Here is an 18,723-nt window from a genome sequence, read left to right on the forward strand (position 1 = left end):
GACGGCGATCTTCGTGATGCTGACCGGCGTGTTCGGCGCGCTGGTCGGCGGCCTGCTGCTGAAGTGGCTGCCGCTGCGCAGCGCGCTGGCCCGCGGCGCGCTGTTCGGCGTCGGCGCGCACGGTGCCGGCGTCGCCCGCGCCCAGGAAGTCGGCAGCGAGGAGGGCACCGTGGCCGGCCTGGTGATGGTGCTGATGGGCCTGCTCAACCTGTTCGCCGCGCCGTTGATCTCCCACCTGATCTGAGCCGCCGGGCCGCGAGCGGCCCTGGTTTTCATCGCCAACCGTCGCGGTTGGCGCCGCTTTGGTCAGTCGCCGGCGAAACGGCGACGGACGCAAAACTGGCTTCCAGGGCCACTGGCCGTGCGCCGAAGCGCCGCTAGACTCTCGGCACACCCACAACAATAAATGCCGAGGTGATCGCCGTGTCCGTAGCTCAATTGCTGCACCCCTCCGAAGTGAAGAACCAGGTTTCCGCCGCCGAGTGGCAGACGCGTATCGACCTGGCCGCCTGTTACCGGCTGATCGCGATGTACGGCTGGGACGACCTGATCTTCACCCACATCTCGGCCAAGGTGCCGGGCACCGACGACTTCCTGATCAACCCCTACGGGCTGATGTTCCACGAGATCACCGCGTCGAGCCTGGTCAAGGTCGACCTGGCCGGCAACAAGCTGATGGACAGCCCCTACGACCTCAACCCGGCCGGCTATACCATCCACAGCGCGGTGCACGAGGTCCGTCACGACGTCGGCTGCGTGCTGCACATCCACACCGCCGCCGGCATCGCCGTCTCCGCGCAGAAACAGGGTCTGCTGCCGCTGTCGCAGCAATCGCTATTCGTTCTCGCCAGCCTGGCCTACCACGGCTACGAAGGCGTGGCGCTGAACCACGACGAGAAGTCGCGCCTGCAGGCCGACCTCGGCGACAAGAACTTCATGATCCTGCCCAACCACGGCCTGCTGACCGCATTCGGCAGCATTGCCGACGCCTTCCTCGGCATGTTCACGCTGCAACGCGCCTGCGAGATCCAGATCATGGCGCAGAGCGGTGGCACCGAGCTCATCCACATTCCGCAGCAGGTTCTCGACGGCGCCCGGGCGATGATCGCTGGGGTGATGCGCAGCCCGCAGGGCATGGGCGGCGCGCTGCCCTGGCCGGCGTTGCTGCGCAAGCTCGATCTGCACAACCCCGGCTACGCCGCCTGATGGCCGCCACCGGCATCGGCCTGGACGACTGGCGCGCCCAGGGCCGTACGCTGCTGTTCCATCGCCATGAAATCCGCCACTGGACGGCCGGCCCGGTAGACGCGGAGCCGCTGCTGTTGATCCACGGGTTCCCCACCGCCAGCTGGGACTGGCATCGCCTGTGGACACCGCTGGCGCAGCGCTACCGGGTGATCGCCTGCGACATGCTCGGCTTCGGCGACTCGGCCAAGCCGCGCCACCACCCCTATAGCCTGCTGGAGCAGGCGGACGTGCAGCAGGCGTTGATCCGGCACCTGGCCATCGACCGTCCGGTGCACGTGCTGGCCCACGACTACGGCGACAGCGTCGCCCAGGAGCTGCTCGCGCGGCATCAGGAAGGGCGCGTGCGGCTGGCCAGCTGCGTGTTCCTCAACGGCGGCCTGTTTCCCGAAACCCATCACCCTGTGCTGCTGCAGAAGCTGCTGCTCAGCCCGGCCGGCTTCCTCGTCGACCGGCTGTTCAGCCGGCGCACCCTGGCGGCCAACTTCGCCAAGGTGTTCGGGCCGCATACCCAGCCGAGCGAGGCCGAACTGGAGGCGTTCTGGCAGCTGATCGCGAAGAACGGTGGCGCTGCGGTGATGCACCGGCTGATTCGCTACATGCCGGAGCGACGCGAGCAGCGCGAACGATGGGTCACCGCGATGCAGCGCAGCGACGTGCCGCTGCGGGTAATCGACGGCGCTGTCGATCCGATCTCCGGGGCGCACATGGTGGCGCGCTACCGCGAGCTGATCCCGCAGCCGGACTGCGTACTGCTCGACGGCATCGGCCACTACCCGCAGGTCGAGGCGCCGGAGCAGGTGCTGGCGCATTACCTGGCGTTCCGCGACGGGCTGGCGCCAGCGGAAGCGCCTCAGCACGCCGAGGCGGTCTGAACCGGCCGGGGCCGGCGACCTCGTTCGCCGGTTCCCGGTCGCGGCATGTGGCCCATCCCGCGACGTTATCGACCATCATTCAGGTGCGTCGTCCCGGTTGTGACCGTTTCCTGTCTGTTGGACACTTCGGGCATCTCAACCTGCCAAGGAGTTTCCCATGAGCCAAGCCGTGCGTTTCGAAGACAAGGTCGTGATCGTCACTGGCGCGGGCGGTGGCCTCGGTCGCGCCCACGCATTGCTGTTCGCCAAACACGGCGCGCGGGTGGTGGTGAACGACCTGGGCGGAAGCACCCATGGCGAGGGCGCCAACGCCTCGGCGGCGGACAAGGTGGTCGCGGAAATCCGCGAGGCGGGCGGCACCGCGGTCGCCAGCCATGATTCGGTGACCGATGGCGAGAAGATCGTGCAGGCCGCGCTGGACAGCTTCGGCCGCGTCGACGTGGTGGTGAACAACGCCGGCATCCTGCGCGACAAGACCTTCCACAAGATGGAAGACGCCGACTGGGACCTGGTCTACAAGGTCCACGTCGAAGGCGCCTACAAGGTCACCCGCGCCGCCTGGCCGCACCTGCGCGAGCAGAACTACGGCCGGGTGATCTTCACCGCGTCCACCTCCGGCATCTACGGCAACTTCGGCCAGAGCAACTACGGCATGGCCAAGCTCGGTCTCTACGGGCTGACCCGCACGCTCGCCATCGAGGGCCGCAAGAACAACATCCTGGTCAATGCCATCGCCCCCACCGGCGGTACGCGGATGACCGAAGGGCTCATCCCGCCGCAGGTCTTCGAGCAGCTCAAGCCCGAGCTGGTCAGCCCGCTGGTGGTCTACCTCGGCAGCGAGCAGTGCCAGGACACTTCCGGGCTGTTCGAGGTCGGCGGTGGCTGGATGGGCAAGGTGCGCTGGGAGCGCAGCCTGGGCGCGGGCTTCGACCCGCGCGCCGGCTTTTCGCCGGAGGACGTGGCGGCGCACTGGCAGCAGATCGTCGACTTCGACAACGCCGCGCATCCCAAGGACAACATGGAAGCGCTCAAGGAAATGATGGCCAACCTGCAGAAATACGTGGTCTGAGGACGGCGGGTTGCAACGTCTCCCGCGGCTCGCGCCGGCAGGACGCTGACCGGTCGCACCGTTCACCTCGGTGGAGTTCTGCATGGGCGTGATCGTCGAACGGCTGGACGCGATAACCGTCATCACCCTCGACCGGCCGCAGGCGCGTAACGCCGTCGACCGGGCCACCGCCGACGCCCTGAGCGCCGCGCTGCGGGCGTTCGAGGAAGACCCGCAGGCACGCGTCGCGGTTCTCACCGGCAGCGGCGGGACCTTCTGTGCCGGCGCCGACCTGCACGCCGTGGCCGAAGGTGGCGAACGCCGCAACCGCCTGCAGGCGCAGGGCGACGGCCCGATGGGGCCGAGCCGGATGCAACTGCGCAAGCCGCTGATCGCCGCCATCGAAGGCCACGCGGTGGCCGGCGGGCTCGAGCTGGCGCTGCTCGCCGACCTACGGGTGATGGCCGCGGATGCGGTGCTCGGGGTGTTCTGCCGGCGCTTCGGCGTCCCGCTGATCGACGGTGGCAGCGTGCGCCTGCCGCGCCTGATCGGCCAGGGCCGCGCGCTTGACCTGATCCTCACCGGCCGCCCCGTGCACGCCGAAGAGGCCCTGCAGATCGGCCTGGTCAGTCGCGTGGTCGCCGCCGGCCACGCGCGGGCTGCGGCCGAGGCGCTGGCCGCCGAGATCGCCGCGTTTCCGCCCACCTGCCTGCTGGCCGACCGCGCCAGCGTCCATGCCCAATGGGACCTGCCGTTCAGCGAAGCCCTGGCCAACGAGTTCGCCGGTGGCATGGCGGTACTCGACAGCGGCGAGACGGAGGAGGGCGCGAAGCGCTTCAGCGCCGGCGACGGTCGCCACGGGCGCTTCTAGGCCGCGCTTCACTCGGCATCATCCGCTCATCCGCCTGCCTATCCCGGCCATCGCGCCCTGTCGCGTGGCGTTCCTTTTCTGCCGAAACGACCCATCCAACGGCCGCGGAACTCCCTCGCTGATGCCCGTCGGGCGCTTTGGTTACGCCCCGCGTGCCGCCGCTCTTGGTCAGCCCCATTCAGCGCCTGAATGGCGGCTCCGGCGCAGGCGTGGCGCAGGCATTCATACTTTCGGGCGACAGTCCAAATCCGTCCTTGGTGCGCTTAACCGGGCGTCGGTGCGTGAGTAGGGTTGGCGCCAGTTCTATCCGCCAACAAGGAGCGCCGAATGACAACAACAACACGGCATGCAAAGGTCCAGCCCACGCTATTGGCTCTTGCCGTCGCCATGGGAATTTCCGCCCCTGCCGGGGCCGTCAATTTCAACATCGGTGAAGTCGAGGGTCAGCTCGACTCGTCGCTGTCGGTGGGGGCCAGCTGGTCCACTGCCAAGCCCGATCGCGACCTCATCGGGATCAACAACGGCGGCACCGGCTACACCCAGACCGGTGACGACAACCGTCTCAACTTCAAGCGCGGCGAGACCTTCTCGAAGATCTTCAAGGGGATCCACGATCTCGAACTGAAGTACCGCGACACCGGCGTGTTCGTCCGCGGCAAGTACTGGTACGACTTCGAGCTGAAGGACGAAAGCCGGCCGTTCAAGGACATCAGCGACTCCAACCGCAAGGAAGGCGCGCAGTCTTCCGGCGCGCAGATCCTCGATGCCTTCGTCTACCAGAACTACAGCATCGGCGACCTGCCCGGCACCGTCCGCGTCGGCAAGCAGGTGGTGAGCTGGGGCGAAAGCACCTTCATCCAGAACAGCATCAACTCGATCAACCCGCTGGACGTTTCCGCCTTCCGCCGCCCGGGCGCGGAGATCAAGGAAGGCCTGATCCCGGTGAACATGCTGTATCTCTCGCAGACCGTGAACGACCGCTTCAGCGTGGAAGGCTTCTACCAGCTGGAGTGGGACCAGACGGTGGTCGACAACTGCGGCACCTTCTTCGGTTCCGACGTGGTGCAGGACGGCTGCGTCAACAACTACAACGTCGCCAGCGGCGCCATCGCGCCGTTCCAGCCCGCCGCCGCGGCTTTCGGCCAGGGTTTCGGCGTTACCGACGAGGGCGTGATCCTGCCGCGCGGACCGGACCACGACGCCCGCGATTCCGGCCAGTTCGGCCTGGCGCTGCGCTGGCTGGGCGACGCCACCGAGTACGGCTTCTACTTCATGAACTACCACAGCCGTACGCCCGTGCTGAACACCGGCACGGCCGACATCGCGACGCTCGCGGCGCTGGGCAACGCCAACCCCCTGGCGGGGCCGCTGAGCGGAATCCTCGGGCAGGTCTGCGGCGCGTTCGGCGGGCCGGCCAGTTGCTTCGCCGATCCGCGCTACTCGCCGACGGCTTCCGGTCTCGCGCAGAGCGTGTTGCTCGGTAACGGCAGCTATTCCCTGACGTATCCCGAGGACATCCGCCTCTACGGCATGAGTTTCTCCACCACGCTGCCCACCGGGACCGCCTGGTCCGGCGAGATCAGCTATCGGCCGAACGCGCCGGTGCAGATCAACACCACAGACCTGACCCGCGCGCTGCTCAACCCGATCGCGCCGGGTACCTCGCCGGTGGCGAGCGCGGCCGGTGCCGAGAACCGCGGCTACAACCGCAAGGAAATCACCCAGATCCAGACCACCCTGACGCACTTCTTCGATCAGGTGATGGGCGCCGAGCGCTTCACCGTGGTCGGCGAAGTGGGCTTCTCCCACGTCGGCAACCTGGAGAGCACCAGCGAACTGCGCTACGGCCGCGATCCGATCTACGGCACCCCGGACGATGCGGCGCAACTGGCGGCGTACGGCACCCATGGCTTCGTCACCAGCAATTCCTGGGGTTATCGCCTGCGCGGCATCTGGGACTACAACAACGTGTTCGCCGGGGTGAACCTGCGGCCCAACCTGTCCTGGTCGCACGACGTCGACGGCTACGGCCCGAACGGCGTGTTCAACGAAGGCGCCAAGGCGGTCAGCGTCGGTATCGATGCCGACTACCAGAACACCTACACCAGCAGCCTCTCGTACACCAATTTCTTCGGCGGCGACTACAACACGCTCACCGACCGCGACTTCGTCGCGCTCAGCTTCGGCGTGAACTTCTAAGCGGCCTTCAGTAAGTGAGGAAACCCTGATGCACACAACAAGAAAACTCCTCGGTGCGCTTGCCCTGTCGCTGCTCGCCGGCAGCGTGATGGCAGCGGCCGCCCCCGACCAGATCGCCAAGCTCGGCGCCAGCCTGACCCCGCTGGGCGGGGAAAAGGCCGGCAACGCCGACGGCAGCATTCCGGAGTGGACCGGCGGCCTGCCGACCAACGCCGCGCCGATCAGCAAGGGCGGCTTCGTCGGCGATCCCTTCGCCAGCGAAAAACCGCAATTCACCATCACCGCGCAGAACGCCGAGCAGTACAAGGACAAGCTCAGCGCCGGCCAGCTGGCGATGTTCAAGCGCTATCCGGAGACCTACAAGATGCTGGTCTACACCACCCACCGCAGCGCCGCGGTACCGGATGCGATCTACGCCGCGGCCAAGGTCAGCGCGCAGAAGACCGGCCTGGTCGAGGGCGGCAACGGCCTGACCAACTTCACCGAAAGCCGCTACTACGCCTTCCCGATCCCGCAGAACGGCCTGGAAGCGATCTGGAACCACATCACCCGTTACCGCGGCGGCAACCTGCAGCGCACCATCGTCCAGGCCACGCCGCAGACCAACGGCAGCTTCACCCTGGTGCAGTTCGAGGATGAAGTGGCGATGCCGGACAACATGCCCGACCTCGATCCGGACAAGGCCGCCAACGCGCTGCTGTTCTTCAAGCAGCGGGTCACCGCCCCGGCGCGCCTGGCCGGCAACGTGCTGCTGGTGCACGACTCCCTCGACCAGGTGAAGGAGCCGCGCATGGCGTGGATCTACAACGCCGGCCAGCGCCGCGTGCGCCGCGCGCCCCAGGTGTCCTACGACGGTCCCGGCACCGCCGCCGACGGTCTGCGCACCTCGGACAACTTCGACATGTTCAATGGCGCGCCGAACCGTTACGACTGGAAACTGATCGGCAAGCAGGAGATGTACATCCCCTACAACAACTACCGTCTGGCCTCGCCCGAGCTGAAGTACGCCGACATCCTCAAGGCCGGCCACATCAACCAGGACCTGGCGCGCTACGAGCTGCACCGCGTCTGGGTGGTAGAAGCCACGCTGAAGAGCGGCGAGCGCAACATCTACGCCAAGCGCCGCTTCTACCTCGACGAGGACTCCTGGCAGATCGCCGCCTCCGAGCTGTACGACGGGCGCGGCCAGCTGTGGCGCGTCGGCGAGGCGCAGCTGTACCAGCAGTACGACAAGCAGGTGCCGGTGTACGCCTTCGAATCGCTCTACGACATCATTGCCGGGCGCTACCTGTCGATCGGCATGAACAACGAGGAGAAGAGTGCGATCCGCTACGGTACCAAGGCGTCGTCCAACGATTTCACCCCGGCGGCGCTGCGCAACGCCGGCGTTCGGTAACGCAACCGCGGTTCTGCTGATAGGCGGCCATCACGGCCGCCATTTTTACGTCTGCGGATCGCACCCGTGGCGGAACAGGCACTACTATCGAGCGAGGTCTGGACGGTTCCACAATCACAACAAGAGAGCCGACGTCATGCTTACCCGCGCCATTGGGAGCAGCGTGCCGGTCGCGCCGAAAGCGCCCGCGCTGCCACGTCTCCCGCCATTGCACCTGCCGCGTACGCGGCTCACCCAGCCGCTGCTCGCCAGCGAGTGTCGATTGCGCCTGCTCTGCGCGCCCGCCGGGTTCGGCAAGAGCGTGCTGCTCAACGAGTGCGCGCGCCATCTGCCGCGCGACACCCGGCTGGTCTGGCTGGACCTGGCCGGCCGCCCGCTGAGCGCGACGGCGCTGCTCGAGCGGCTCAGCGCGGCGCTGGGCTGCGAGGCGGCGGAAGGTCCGCCGCTGGAGTCGCTGCTCGAGCTGCTGCACGGGCAGGCCCAGCCGCTGTGGATCATGCTCGACGACTACCCGCGCGCCGCCTGCGCCAAACTGGATGCCTGCCTGGACCAGCTGTTCGAGCGCGGCCCGGCGGCGCTCTGCTGGTGGATCAGCAGTCGCCGGCAGCCGGCCTGGAACCTGCCGCGACTGCAACTGCAGGGCGATCTGCTGATGCTCGGCGCGCAGGCACTGGCGCTGACCCGCGAGGAACTGCAGCAACTGCTCGACGCGCAGGCGCCGGGCTTCGGTATGGAAAGCCTCGACCAACTGTTCGAGGCCAGCGAAGGCTGGCTCGCCGGCGTGCGCCTGTTGCTGCTCGATGCCGACGAGCCGGCGCTGGCGCAGCGCCTGGTGAGCGGCACGTCGCTGTTGCGCGACTACGTGCTGCAGGACGTGCTGGCCGACCTGGAAGACGAGCTGCGCGAGGCGCTGTTCGCTCTGATCCTGCTGCCGCGTTTCTGCGCCGAACTCTGCGAGCACGTCCTCGACGGCGGCGCCGAGCGGCTGGCCGAACTGCGTCAGCGTCAGCTGTTCATCCGCGGCCTGGACAGCTGCGGTGACTGGTTCCGCCTGTGGCGACCGCTGGCGCTGGTGCTGCGCCGGCTGCCCAGCCCGCTGCCGCCCAACTCGGTGCACGTGCGCGCCTGCCAGTGGTTCGCCGGCCACGGCGATATTCGCGAAGCGGTGGAACAGGCGCTGCTCGCCGGGCAGATGGAGGTCGCCGCCAATTACCTGCAGCGCTTCGGCCAGGAGCAACTGCTGATCGGGCAGAACGTCTCGCTGTTCCTGCAATGGCGCAGCGAGTTGCCGCACGCGCTGTTTTCTAGCACCAGCCGGTTGATCGTCCTGCAGGCCTGGGCCCTGATGATCTGCGCGCGGCTCGACGAGGTGGAGGCGTGCCTGGCCGATCTGGCGCACTTCCTGCCGCAGCCGGATGCGCGCCGTCAGCACGAATTGCTCGCCCACTGGCAGGCCATCAGCGGCGCGCTGGCTCGTCAGCGCGGCCAGCCGCAGGCTCGCCAGTCGTGCTTGGAGGCGCTCGCCGAGCTGCCCGAGCGGGCCTGGTCGCAACACGTGCTGTGCTACCAGACGCTGAGCCAGCAGGCGCTCGCCGAGGGCAATCTGGACGAGGGTGAGCACTACTGCGACGAGGGCATCAAGCTGGCCCGGCTGCACGCCAGCGTGCTCTACGAGGGGCTGCTGATCGTCGACCGCGTGCACCTGCTGGAGATGCGCGGGGAAAACGAGCGCGCGCTGGAGCTGCTGGAGCAGGAGCTCGATGCGCTTGGCGACACGCCGACCGGTCCGGTGCCGGCGCGGCTGTGGTTGCTGCGCGGCCATCTGCTCTCCGTCCAGGGGCTCGTCGAGCAGGCGCGCGAGGCGTTCCAGGTGGGGCTGGACGCGGCGCTGGGCAGTGGCGACGCCTACACCTTCTTCGGCTACCTCGGCCTCGCCGAGCTGGCCGCCTATACCGGGCAACGCGTGGAAGCCTTCCGCTGGCTGGCCGAGGCTGAACGCCTGATGCAGTGGCGCCACGTTCCCGAGGTGCGTTACCGCTGCGTGCTGCAGCTGGGGTTCAGCCAGCTCTGGTTGCAGCAGGGCGAGGTGGCCAAGGCCCGCGCGGCGCTGGAACCGGTGCTCCAGCACTACCGCGACAACGGCCTGCTGGCGCCGCCGGGCGCCTACGACGTGGTGGTCCGCGTGCGTCGCCAGCTGGCCCTCTGCGAACTGCTCGACGGCTCGCCACAACGCGCGGTGGACGACCTGCGCGGGCTGCTCGGCGAATGCCTGCAACGCGACCTGCAAAGCCTCGCCTGCGACTGCCGCTGCAGCCTCGCGGAAGCGCTGCTGGCAGCGGGGCAGGGCGAGGCGGCGGAGGAAGAGTTGCAGCGCGCCCTGGGCATGGCGGCGCGCCCGCAACTGCTGCGCCCGCTGCTGGACCTGCAGCAGCGCCAGGCGCACTGGCTGGACCGCCTGCTGCCGGGCGCTGCCGGGCAGTCGCTGCGCGAGCGCCTGTTGCATCCGCTCGAGCATGTGCCGGAGGCCGTCACACCGCTGGCGGAGGGCGCTCTGCTCAGCCAGCGCGAGCTGACCGTGCTGCAACTGATCGCCCAGGGCTGCTCGAACCAGGATATCGCCCAGCAGCTGTACATCTCGCTGCACACGGTGAAGACCCACGCGCGGCGGATCAACGTCAAGCTCGGGGTGCGCCGGCGCACCCAGGCGGTGGCGACGGCGAAAGCGCTGGGGCTGATGGCTTAGCGGATCAGTGCAGCGCGCTGCTGCGGTTCATCTTGCGCAGGCGCTGGCTGACCACCAGGCGCTGGGCCTCGTCCTCGCTGAGCAGCAACGCGCGCTCCAGGTCGTAGCGCTCGCCCTGCGGGCAATCGATCAGGTGGTAGAGGTCGGCGCGCGCCAGATGGTCGAGCACGTTCGGCGTTCCCAACTGCAGCACCCGCTCGGCATCCTTCAGTGCCGCCAGCGGATCGTCGGCCTGCTGGTGCAACTGGCGCAGGTTGCGTGACAGGCGCTGCAGCAGCGCGTGGCCGTCGCAGGTGGCCAGGTGCGCGGCGCTGAGCTGGACCGCGTCGCCGAACTGGCGGGCCAGCAGGTCGCGGCAGTCGCGGGTATACAGGCGGCGCCCGCCACTGGGGTCGAGCAGATGGTCGGCACCGGGTACGCGCAGAAGGAAATAGCCGGGGAAGTTGACGCCTTGCAGCGGAATCTCCAGGCGCCGGGCCAGCTCCAGGGCGATCAGCGCCAGCGACAGCGGCTGCCCGCGGCGACGCTGCAATACCTTGTGCAGCAGTGCGGCCTGCGGGCGCAGCGGCGAGTCGTCGTCTTCGTGGTAATCCAGCGCGCTCAGCTGGCGCAGCAGCGGTTGCGCCAGCTCCTTCGCCGGCAGTTGCGGCAGGGCCACGGCGATGCGTTGCTGCAGGCTGGCCAGATCGCGCAGCGGCTGTTCCGGCTGCAGCTCGGCATCATGTTCGGCGGCAACCCATAGCGCCGCTTCGAAAACCGCGGGCGGGTCCGATTCCAGGCAGGCTAAGCAGGCTTGACGCGGATTCATGGCGACCCTCCAGTCTGGCTCGCCCTAGCTTTTTAGCTGGCTGGCGAAATTTCGTCCAGAGGGAGCGGCTGGCCGGAGTGGCGCGGCGAAGAATAGAGCGGGAGTTATGTGGCGGGATCAGCCGTGGCGGGCGCCAGGGCCACCTGCGATCAGCGGCGTAATGCCGGCAATCGCAGGCTTTGCGACGCTCAGTTGCGCGCCTGGGTCGAGGCCGGGCGCGAGCTTTGCGCCATCGAGGCGAGCAGCGCCGGGGAGGCTTCGCCGTTCTCGATGGCCAGGCCCAGTTGCACGCTCATGATGAAGCGTTCGAGCTTCTCGCGGTTGCGCCACTGGTCTGCACCGATGAAGCGCTTGACGGTCACACCGTCGTCATTGGACAGCGTCAGCAATACGCTGCCATCAAGCCGCTCAATGCTGAAGTTCACGTAATAGTCGGCCTGGAAGACTTCGGAGATCATCTGAAAGGGGCTTTCCATCTCGGTACCTGCCTGGGTGGCTTAATTCACTCAGGAAGATGGACGAGGGCAGGAAGGGAAAGTTCGCAGCGCCCGGGCGGATGGCGTCGCGTTTCGCTGATTTCACGGCAAAACCGATGGGCGGTTGGCCGACGCACCAGTAAGACCCTATGAATCAAGGCCTTGCACTTTTCTGGTGAATTTTCGAGCAGTCGCCGGATGCACCGGCAAGGCCCGCCGATGACGCCAGCGCGGCGCATCGGCGTGGGCGCCGAGTTTGCTATTCGGCGGCGTCGATGACGATTTCGCCGAGGGCGTCGGCCTGGTTCTTGAACGCGCGGGCGAAGACTTCGCGGTTCTTCGCCATGAAGATGCCGACCTCCTCGACCTGCCGTTCGCTGAGCGAAGGCACGGCCTTCTGCAAGACCTCGCCGAGGGACTCGGCCAGCTCGAGCATCTTGTCGTAACGATCCGCTTCGGCTTTATCCATGAACAAACGCTCCTGATCGCGACTGCTGCGATACACCACTTCGACGGCCATTCCCCACCTCGATTGCCTTCAGCTTTGGGTTGATGTTACTGGTTTTATATACAGTGTACGGTGCTCCCGCCGCCGAGGAAAGCCGGTACGGCGACTTCCTGCTTTTGGTACTGGCGCTGCGAAATCGTCACGCCCATCGCGTAGCATCATCGACGCCGCTGGTGCCGTTCCTGCATGCGCCGTGCACAGGATAATCCCGCGAGCGAGCCAAGGAGCGTCAACGTGAAACTGAATTGGGCCGAGTCCCTGCGTCATTCCCTGCATCAACTGGCCGAATCGCTCGGCAATTTGCTGGTGGAAAGCTTCCATTACCTGGCGCTGTTCGCCATCGGTGCGGTGACTGCCTGGGCGGCGGTGATGGCGTTCTGCGACATGATGGAAAAGGGCCACATCAGCGTCGACGACATCCTGCTGCTGTTCATCTATCTGGAACTGGGCGCGATGGTGGGGATTTACTTCAAGACCAACCATATGCCGGTGCGCTTCCTGATCTACGTGGCGATCACCGCGCTGACCCGCCTGCTGATTTCGGACGTTTCCCACCATAACCGGCCGGACCTCAGCGTGATCTACGTGTCGGCTGCGATCCTGCTGCTGGCGGTGGCGATCCTGGTGGTGCGTTATGCCTCGTCGCGCTTCCCTTCGGTGCAGCACGACGGGCCGGGCAAGTCAGGCCCTCGTCCGGCGGCGGAGCGCGAAGCCGCCGAACGCGATTGAACCTGATCGGCCCGGCTTCGACGCTGTGAGTCGCGGCGTCTGGCAGGGCACGCAGGTATGGAAGACAACCCGGGTGTCGGGAGGAGCGCCGTTGGCCGACCGATCGTCGGTGATTCTCAAAAGTTGGCCGCGGACTTGCTAGGTCATACGGGACTCTCATGTTCCGCAGGTATAGGGCCATGCTCAATCCGTTCCAGTTCGTCAGCGAATCCTTCAAGGACGAGTTCCATGTGCGTTTCAGCATCGAGCGCATGGACGGCAGCATTACCATGTCGCTGACCAACGAGAGCGGCGTGGTCGCCCGTCGTGCGCTGAGCAGCGAACAGCTGGGCGACCTGTCCAAGCTGGAGCAAGCGGTGCAAAGCATTCGATTCGGCCTGGCCATCGACAGTGGCCAGGGCATTCGCTGCCTCCATCAGATCAGTGCCAAGGCCGCCAACGAGCCGTTGCCCAACGGTTAGATCGATCCCCGCGCGCCGGTTGCTTCAGGCATCCAGCGGCGCCAGCAGCCGGTCCACCTCTTCTTCGGTCATCTTCCATTCGCCCTGCGAGCCGCCCTCCAGCACGCCACGGGCCAGGCCGGCCTTGGTCTCCTGTAACTGCTGGATCTTCTCCTCGACGCTGCCACGCGCGATCAGCTTGTAGACGAACACCGGCTTGTCCTGGCCGATGCGGTAGGCGCGGTCGCTGGCCTGCGCCTCGGCGGCCGGGTTCCACCAGGGATCGAAGTGGATCACGGTGTCGGCGGCGGTGAGGTTGAGCCCGGCGCCGCCGGCCTTGAGGCTGATCAGGAAGATCGGCAGCGTGCCGGCCTGGAACCGCTGCACCGGCGTTCGTCGGTCGCGCGTCGCGCCGGTGAGCAGCGCGTAGGGAATCTTGCGTCGCTGCAGTTCAGCCTCGATCAGCTCGAGCATGCCGGTGAACTGGGAGAAAAGCAGTACCCGCCGGTTTTCACTGAAGAGCGCCTCGAGCATTTCCAGCAGGGTCGCCAGCTTGGCCGAATGCTCGGGCTTGTAGGGCGTCTTCTCGCCCTCCAGCAGGCGCAGGTCGCAGCAGGCCTGGCGCAGCCGCAGCAGCGCCTCGAGGATGATGATCTGGCTGCGCGCCAGGCCCTGGCGGCCGATCTCCTCGCGGACCTTGCGATCCATAGCCAGGCGCAGCGTCTCGTAGCGGTCGCGCTGGGCGTCGCTGAGTTCGACCCATTGGATCATTTCGGTCTTCGGCGGCAGCTCGCGCGCCACCTGCTCCTTCGTGCGGCGCAGCAGGAACGGGCGCACGCGAGCGTTCAGCTGGACCAGGCGGGCGTTATCGGAATGTTTCTCGATCGGTGCGCGGTAGGCCTGGTTGAAGCTCTTCTCGTTGCCCAGCCAGCCGGGCATCAGGAAGCCGAACAGCGCCCAGAGTTCGCCCAGGTGATTCTCCAGCGGCGTGCCGGTCAGGCACAGGCGCTGCCCGGCCTCGAGTTCGCGCGCCGCCTGGGCCGCCTTGCTGCGGGCATTCTTGACGTTCTGCGCCTCGTCGAGGATCAGCAGGTGGAAGGGTTGCGCGGCGAGCACCTTGGTGTCGCGCGGCAGCAGCGCATAAGTGGTGAGCAGCAGGTCGTACTGGTCGAGTCTGGCAAAGTGCGCTCGCCGACGTGGACCATGCAGCGCCAGCACGCGCAGATCCGGGGCAAAACGCGCCGCTTCGTCCTGCCAGTTGGGGATCAGACTGGTGGGCATGACGATCAGTGCCGGGCGGGTCAGGCGTCCGGCGTTTTTTTCCGCGAGTACGTGGGCGAGGGTCTGCAGGGTCTTGCCCAAGCCCATGTCGTCGGCCAGCACGCCGCCGGCTTCCAGCTCGCGCAGCGCCTGCATCCATGCCAGGCCTTGGGCCTGGTAAGGACGCAGTTGCGCGCGCAGGCCCTCGGGCGCTTCAGCCGCCTGCTGGGGCAATTCGCGCAGGCGTTCGGCGAAGCGCAGCAGGCGTTCGCCACCCTGCCACTCCAGTGCGAGGCTGGCCTGCATGCCGGCCAGTCGTGCGGCATCCGGCTTGGCCAGGCGCAGGCGATCCTGTTCCAGCGGCGGGTCGCGGAAGAACAGGTCGCCGAGCGCGCCGAGCAGCGGTTTCAGGCGTGCGAACGGCAGGGCGACGCGGCGCCCGTCGCCGGGCAGCGGCACCATCAGCGTCTCGTCGTCGCGCCGCTTGTGCAGCGTGTCGGCGCTGAGCAGCCAGGGCGTATGGCGGATCGCGTGGAGCAGCACCGGAAGCAGGCTGACGCGGCGGCCCTCGACTTCGACCCCCATCTCCAGATCAAACCAGTTCGGCTCCGGGGTTTCTTCCAGACGCGAATACCAGGCGTCGATTTCGGCCAGGTGGAAGAGGAATTCCGGGCGGATCAGGATGCGCCAGCCCTGCTCGCGCAGGCGGGGCAGGCCTTGACGGACGAAGCTCAGCCAGGCGGCGTCGGAGGGCAGCTCGAAGGCCTCGCCGGCCTTTTCCGGCAGCGCTTCGCTGACCCGCAGGGCGACGCTGAAGCCGTACTGGCCGAGTTCGCGGCGCAGCGCCGCTTCGGTGTCCAGCTGACGGCGGATGCGCAGCTGCCGGTGGTCGGCGAGCGGCACCACCAGGTCGCGGTTCTGCCGCCCGTGCGCCAGGTGCCCGGCGTACTCGAAGGCAAGGGCGGCGCGGTGCTGGGTCTGTTCGGTCATGCGCCCCTTGCGTGCGTCGAAATGTACGCGCACGTGGCTGTTCAGGCTGAGCAGCGGCTGCGGTTGCAGGTCGTCGCGAAGGATCTCCTCCGGCGCGTTGACGCTGGGCAGCGCGTCGTGGCGATCAAGCTGGCGCTGCAGGGTCAGCAGGGCGGCCGCAGCGTGCTTGCAGTTGCGTCCGACCGGGCAGCTGCAGCTGCCGTGGATCGTCCAGCCGGCGCCCTGCGCGTGCAGGCGAACGGTCTGCCGATAGGGCAGGTCGGTGCTGCCGGAGCAGAGTGCGCGCAGCTTCAGTTCTTCCACTTCCAGCAGCGTCGCGCGGCCCTGTTCGGCGTACGCCGCGGCCCGCTCCAGGCAGGCAGGGTCGAAGTCGGCCCGCCAATCGTCAGGCAGGCCCCGGCGGAGGTCCGGGCGCGGCGGCACGGCGGAATGGGGCGATGAGGGTTTCGACATGCTCGGTCGCTGCGAGTCGTGAACCGGCAATTCTCGCATGCGCCGCTGCGCTTGGGCACCCGTTGGCGGGCGTTCGTCAGCCGGGAAACCATGTTCGGTAAGTTGCACGAGCCCGGCGCACGCATGCTGGCGCGGGCCGCTCAGGGTGGCCCGGCGTGCCGCCGAATTCGGGCGGAAGCGGTTGCTGAAGTGGCTGGCGCTGGCGAAGCCGCGGGCCAGGGCGATGTCGCCGAGCACCGGAGGGCTGTCGCGCAGCAGTTCCCTGACGCGTTGCAGATGCCGGGCCAGCAGGTAGCGGTGCGGCGGCAGGCCGAAGCTTTCGCGGAACATCCGCGCGAAGTGTATTCGGACAGCCCCGCGATGCCGGCCAGCTGACCGAGGCTGATGGCCTGCTCCAGGTGCTCTTCGATGTAGTCGACCGGGCGCCGGCGCAGCCGCGGCGCCAGCCCGCCCTTCAGCGCAGGCCCGGCCGGCCACCGGCCAGGGTCAGCAGCGCGTGGTCGAGTCAGCTGTGCGAAAGGCGCGGGCCGAAGAGAATGATCGCCGCGCCCAGCAGGCACACCGCACCGCCGAGGTAGTCGCTGGGCAACGGGCGGGTACGCTCGACGAAGGCCAGCCAGAACAGCGCCGAGCAGACGTACACGCCCCCGTAGGCCGCATAGGTGCGGCCAGCGAACTCGGCTTCGACGCGGGTGAGGATCAGCGCGAAGGCCGTCAGCGCCAGCAGGCCGGGGGCGATCCACAGCGCGCTGCGGTCCATCCGCAGCCACAGCCAGAAGGCGTAGCAGCCGGCGATCTCGAACAGCGCGGCGGCGAAGAACCAGAGGTAGTTGAGCACGGCGAGGCCTTGTCAGCGAAGGGAGTGCCGATTCTACAGGCGCAGCGGATCGGCGGCTTCACAGCGCCACGTTCAGGCCGAAGCGCCGGCGCAGGCCCTTTTCCAGCAGGCCCTTGGGCAACCAGCGCGCCAGCAGCGGCAGCGCCTGGCTGCCGTTGCCCAGGCGCAACAGGCGCGGGCGCTGCGGGCGGCGCACGGCGTCGAACAACTGCTGGGCGAAGTCGCTGGCCGGTGTCGGATTGTCCTGCGAGGCGTTGGCGCGGGCGCGGATGCCGTCGCGGATCGGCCACCAGGGCGAGTCTTCGCCGATCAGCGATTCGGCCTCGCGGCTGGCATTGGTGCCGAAGCTCGAGGCGATCGCGCCGGGCTGCACTTCCATCACCTCGATGGCGAACGGCGCCAGCTCCATGCGCAAGGCATCGGACAGCGCGTGCACCGCCGCCTTGGAGGCGCAGTAGGCGCCGGCGAAGGGGGTCACCAGGACGCTGGACACGCTGCCGATGTTGATCACTAGGCCGCGGCTCTCGCGCAGCAGCGGGAAGCAGGCGCGGGTCACGCCGACCACCGAGAACACGTTGGTTTCGAATTGCCGGCGCAGGGCTTCGGCGCCGCCGTCCAGCAGCGGGCCCATCGCGCCGTAGCCGGCGTTGTTGATCAACACGTCGAGGCGCCCGGCATTTTTCAGCAGGCGTTCGGCCAGGCGGTGGACCGCGCTGGCGTCGTTGACGTCGAGCTGCACGGCGTTGAAGCCGGCGCTTTCCAGGGAGGCCAGGTCCTCGGACTTACGGGCGCTGGCCCAGACCTGGTAGCCGCCGCGCTTGAAGGTGTCGGCCAGCGCGCGGCCGATGCCGCTGGAGCATCCTGTGATCAGGACGACGGGTTGGCTCATGTGGCAGTTCCTTCTTGTTGTAGTTGTCATGCGCAAGCCCGGCCTTGGTCGAATTGCCAGGCGACCAAGGTGCGGCAAGCGCTGCGACATCGTACAACAAGAAGCGTGGCGGACGGCTACCGCCATGCGTCTGGCGGCTCGGTCAGTCCTTTGGCTCGTCGCGCAGGAACACCAGGCTGTCCGCGCTCGACTGGTCGGCGCTGAAGCGGTAGCCGGCGTAGTCGAAGGCCTGCAGCTGGTGCGGGTCCTTCAGGCGCTCCTTGATCACGTAGCGCGCCATCAGCCCCCGGGCCTTCTTCGCGTAGAAGCTGATGATCTTGTACTGGCCGTTCTTCAGGTCCTTGAACTCGGTGTCGATGATGCGGCCGGCGAGCGCCTTGCGTTTGACGGAGGAGAAGTACTCCTTCGATGCCAGGTTGAGGAGAACGTCGTCGCCCTGCGCGGCCAGGGCTTCGTTGAGCCAGCCGGTGATGCGCTCGCCCCAGAAGGCGTAGAGATCCGCGCCGCGCGGGTTGGCCAGCTTGGTGCCCATTTCCAGGCGATACGGCTGCATCAGGTCGAGCGGGCGCAACAGGCCATAGAGGCCGGACAGCATGCGCAGGTGCTGCTGGGCGAAGGCGAAGTCCTTCTCGGTGAAGTCCTCCGCGGCGAGGCCGGTGTAGACATCGCCCTTGAACGCCAGCAGTGCCTGCTTGGCGTTGGCCGGACTGAAGTCCGGGGTCCAGCTGCCGTAACGCGCGGCGTTGAGGCCGGCGAGCTTGTCCGAGAGGTGCATCAGTTCGCCGATCTGCGCCGGGCTCATGGCGCGCAGCTGCTCGACCAGTATCTGGGCATCGTCCAGGTGCTGCGGAAGGCTGTGTTTGGCGGTGGTCGGCGGGGTGTCGTAGTCCAGCGTCTTGGCCGGTGAAATCACCATCAGCATGCGTCGTCATCTCCATAAGGTCGGCGCCGATTC

General features: G+C 67.5%; 17 protein-coding genes. 10 read left to right on the forward strand and 7 right to left on the reverse strand.

The window, feature by feature from the left end:
• The 8 genes from B2X67_RS02050 to B2X67_RS02085 all read left to right on the forward strand — a co-directional run.
• The coding region (locus tag B2X67_RS02050; protein ID WP_286784444.1) for an LrgB family protein at positions 1-244 on the forward strand (244 nt) is incomplete at its 5' end.
• Positions 245-438: 194 nt separating this feature from the next.
• Complete coding sequence (locus tag B2X67_RS02055; RefSeq protein WP_273232334.1) at positions 439-1,206, forward strand: class II aldolase/adducin family protein; 768 nt, start codon at positions 439-441, stop codon at positions 1,204-1,206.
• Positions 1,206-2,120, forward strand: a complete 915-nt coding sequence (locus tag B2X67_RS02060) for an alpha/beta fold hydrolase (protein WP_286784445.1) — start codon at positions 1,206-1,208, stop codon at positions 2,118-2,120. Before B2X67_RS02055 ends, B2X67_RS02060 begins: the two co-directional genes overlap by 1 nt.
• 157 nt (positions 2,121-2,277) lie before the next feature.
• On the forward strand, positions 2,278-3,189 hold the full coding sequence (locus B2X67_RS02065) for an SDR family oxidoreductase (RefSeq protein WP_286784446.1): 912 nt from the start codon (positions 2,278-2,280) through the stop codon (positions 3,187-3,189).
• 82 nt (positions 3,190-3,271) lie between these two features.
• Positions 3,272-4,039, forward strand: coding sequence for a crotonase/enoyl-CoA hydratase family protein (locus B2X67_RS02070; RefSeq protein ID WP_286784447.1), 768 nt, complete (start codon positions 3,272-3,274; stop codon positions 4,037-4,039).
• Between the two features lie 327 nt (positions 4,040-4,366).
• Positions 4,367-6,238: a DUF1302 domain-containing protein gene (locus B2X67_RS02075; RefSeq protein ID WP_286784448.1), complete on the forward strand. Its 1,872-nt coding sequence runs from the start codon at positions 4,367-4,369 to the stop codon at positions 6,236-6,238.
• A 28-nt stretch (positions 6,239-6,266) separates the two neighbouring features.
• Positions 6,267-7,634 (forward strand): DUF1329 domain-containing protein, encoded by a 1,368-nt coding sequence (locus B2X67_RS02080; RefSeq protein WP_286784449.1) that lies wholly within the window; start codon positions 6,267-6,269, stop codon positions 7,632-7,634.
• Positions 7,635-7,770: 136 nt separating this feature from the next.
• Positions 7,771-10,377: a LuxR C-terminal-related transcriptional regulator gene (locus tag B2X67_RS02085; protein ID WP_286784450.1), complete on the forward strand. Its 2,607-nt coding sequence runs from the start codon at positions 7,771-7,773 to the stop codon at positions 10,375-10,377.
• A 4-nt stretch (positions 10,378-10,381) separates the two neighbouring features.
• On the opposite strand, the gene B2X67_RS02090 is transcribed toward B2X67_RS02085, so the two are convergent.
• From B2X67_RS02090 to B2X67_RS02100, 3 genes are all read right to left on the reverse strand, one after another.
• Entirely contained in the window at positions 10,382-11,185 is an 804-nt protein-coding gene (locus B2X67_RS02090) for a SirB1 family protein (protein ID WP_286784451.1), read from the reverse strand.
• 188 nt (positions 11,186-11,373) lie between these two features.
• Positions 11,374-11,661: a DUF3509 domain-containing protein gene (locus B2X67_RS02095; protein ID WP_286784452.1), complete on the reverse strand. Its 288-nt coding sequence runs from the start codon at positions 11,659-11,661 to the stop codon at positions 11,374-11,376.
• Positions 11,662-11,920: 259 nt separating this feature from the next.
• Positions 11,921-12,181, reverse strand: a complete 261-nt coding sequence (locus tag B2X67_RS02100) for a YebG family protein (RefSeq protein ID WP_286784453.1) — start codon at positions 12,179-12,181, stop codon at positions 11,921-11,923.
• Positions 12,182-12,403: 222 nt separating this feature from the next.
• Here B2X67_RS02100 and B2X67_RS02105 point away from each other — a divergent pair, with 222 nt between their 5' ends.
• Both B2X67_RS02105 and B2X67_RS02110 read left to right on the forward strand, forming a co-directional pair.
• Positions 12,404-12,898 carry a phosphate-starvation-inducible protein PsiE gene (locus B2X67_RS02105; RefSeq protein WP_286784454.1) on the forward strand — a complete coding sequence of 165 codons (495 nt, stop codon included), beginning with the start codon at positions 12,404-12,406 and terminating at the stop codon, positions 12,896-12,898.
• Positions 12,899-13,077: 179 nt separating this feature from the next.
• Positions 13,078-13,359, forward strand: a complete 282-nt coding sequence (locus B2X67_RS02110) for a DUF3509 domain-containing protein (RefSeq protein ID WP_273232043.1) — start codon at positions 13,078-13,080, stop codon at positions 13,357-13,359.
• Between the two features lie 24 nt (positions 13,360-13,383).
• On the opposite strand, the gene B2X67_RS02115 is transcribed toward B2X67_RS02110, so the two are convergent.
• From B2X67_RS02115 to yaaA, 4 genes are all read right to left on the reverse strand, one after another.
• Positions 13,384-16,371 (reverse strand): SNF2-related protein, encoded by a 2,988-nt coding sequence (locus tag B2X67_RS02115; RefSeq protein WP_286784455.1) that lies wholly within the window; start codon positions 16,369-16,371, stop codon positions 13,384-13,386.
• A 175-nt stretch (positions 16,372-16,546) separates the two neighbouring features.
• Positions 16,547-16,879, reverse strand: a complete 333-nt coding sequence (locus B2X67_RS02120) for a YnfA family protein (RefSeq protein WP_286784456.1) — start codon at positions 16,877-16,879, stop codon at positions 16,547-16,549.
• A gap of 58 nt (positions 16,880-16,937) precedes the next feature.
• Positions 16,938-17,768 (reverse strand): SDR family oxidoreductase, encoded by an 831-nt coding sequence (locus tag B2X67_RS02125; protein ID WP_286784457.1) that lies wholly within the window; start codon positions 17,766-17,768, stop codon positions 16,938-16,940.
• Between the two features lie 142 nt (positions 17,769-17,910).
• Positions 17,911-18,690 (reverse strand): peroxide stress protein YaaA, encoded by a 780-nt coding sequence (gene yaaA / locus B2X67_RS02130; protein ID WP_286784458.1) that lies wholly within the window; start codon positions 18,688-18,690, stop codon positions 17,911-17,913.
• Positions 18,691-18,723: the final 33 nt, after the last annotated feature.

The sequence above is a fragment of the Pseudomonas sp. UBA3153 genome, from assembly GCF_002364635.1.
GTDB lineage: Bacteria > Pseudomonadota > Gammaproteobacteria > Pseudomonadales > Pseudomonadaceae > Pseudomonas_O > Pseudomonas_O kuykendallii.

What these genes read in the sequence shown, in the direction of transcription:
- B2X67_RS02075 (WP_286784448.1), top strand. Translation starts at nt 4,367, where the DNA reads ATGACAACAACAACACGGCATGCAAAGGTCCAGCCCACGCTATTGGCT.
- B2X67_RS02100 (WP_286784453.1), bottom strand. Translation starts at nt 12,181, where the DNA reads ATGGCCGTCGAAGTGGTGTATCGCAGCAGTCGCGATCAGGAGCGTTTG.
- yaaA (WP_286784458.1), bottom strand. Translation starts at nt 18,690, where the DNA reads ATGCTGATGGTGATTTCACCGGCCAAGACGCTGGACTACGACACCCCG.
- B2X67_RS02115 (WP_286784455.1), bottom strand. Translation starts at nt 16,371, where the DNA reads ATGTTCCGCGAAAGCTTCGGCCTGCCGCCGCACCGCTACCTGCTGGCC.
- B2X67_RS02070 (WP_286784447.1), top strand. Translation starts at nt 3,272, where the DNA reads ATGGGCGTGATCGTCGAACGGCTGGACGCGATAACCGTCATCACCCTC.
- B2X67_RS02095 (WP_286784452.1), bottom strand. Translation starts at nt 11,661, where the DNA reads ATGGAAAGCCCCTTTCAGATGATCTCCGAAGTCTTCCAGGCCGACTAT.
- B2X67_RS02085 (WP_286784450.1), top strand. Translation starts at nt 7,771, where the DNA reads ATGCTTACCCGCGCCATTGGGAGCAGCGTGCCGGTCGCGCCGAAAGCG.
- B2X67_RS02080 (WP_286784449.1), top strand. Translation starts at nt 6,267, where the DNA reads ATGCACACAACAAGAAAACTCCTCGGTGCGCTTGCCCTGTCGCTGCTC.
- B2X67_RS02090 (WP_286784451.1), bottom strand. Translation starts at nt 11,185, where the DNA reads ATGAATCCGCGTCAAGCCTGCTTAGCCTGCCTGGAATCGGACCCGCCC.
- B2X67_RS02065 (WP_286784446.1), top strand. Translation starts at nt 2,278, where the DNA reads ATGAGCCAAGCCGTGCGTTTCGAAGACAAGGTCGTGATCGTCACTGGC.
- B2X67_RS02125 (WP_286784457.1), bottom strand. Translation starts at nt 17,768, where the DNA reads ATGAGCCAACCCGTCGTCCTGATCACAGGATGCTCCAGCGGCATCGGC.
- B2X67_RS02110 (WP_273232043.1), top strand. Translation starts at nt 13,078, where the DNA reads ATGCTCAATCCGTTCCAGTTCGTCAGCGAATCCTTCAAGGACGAGTTC.
- B2X67_RS02060 (WP_286784445.1), top strand. Translation starts at nt 1,206, where the DNA reads ATGGCCGCCACCGGCATCGGCCTGGACGACTGGCGCGCCCAGGGCCGT.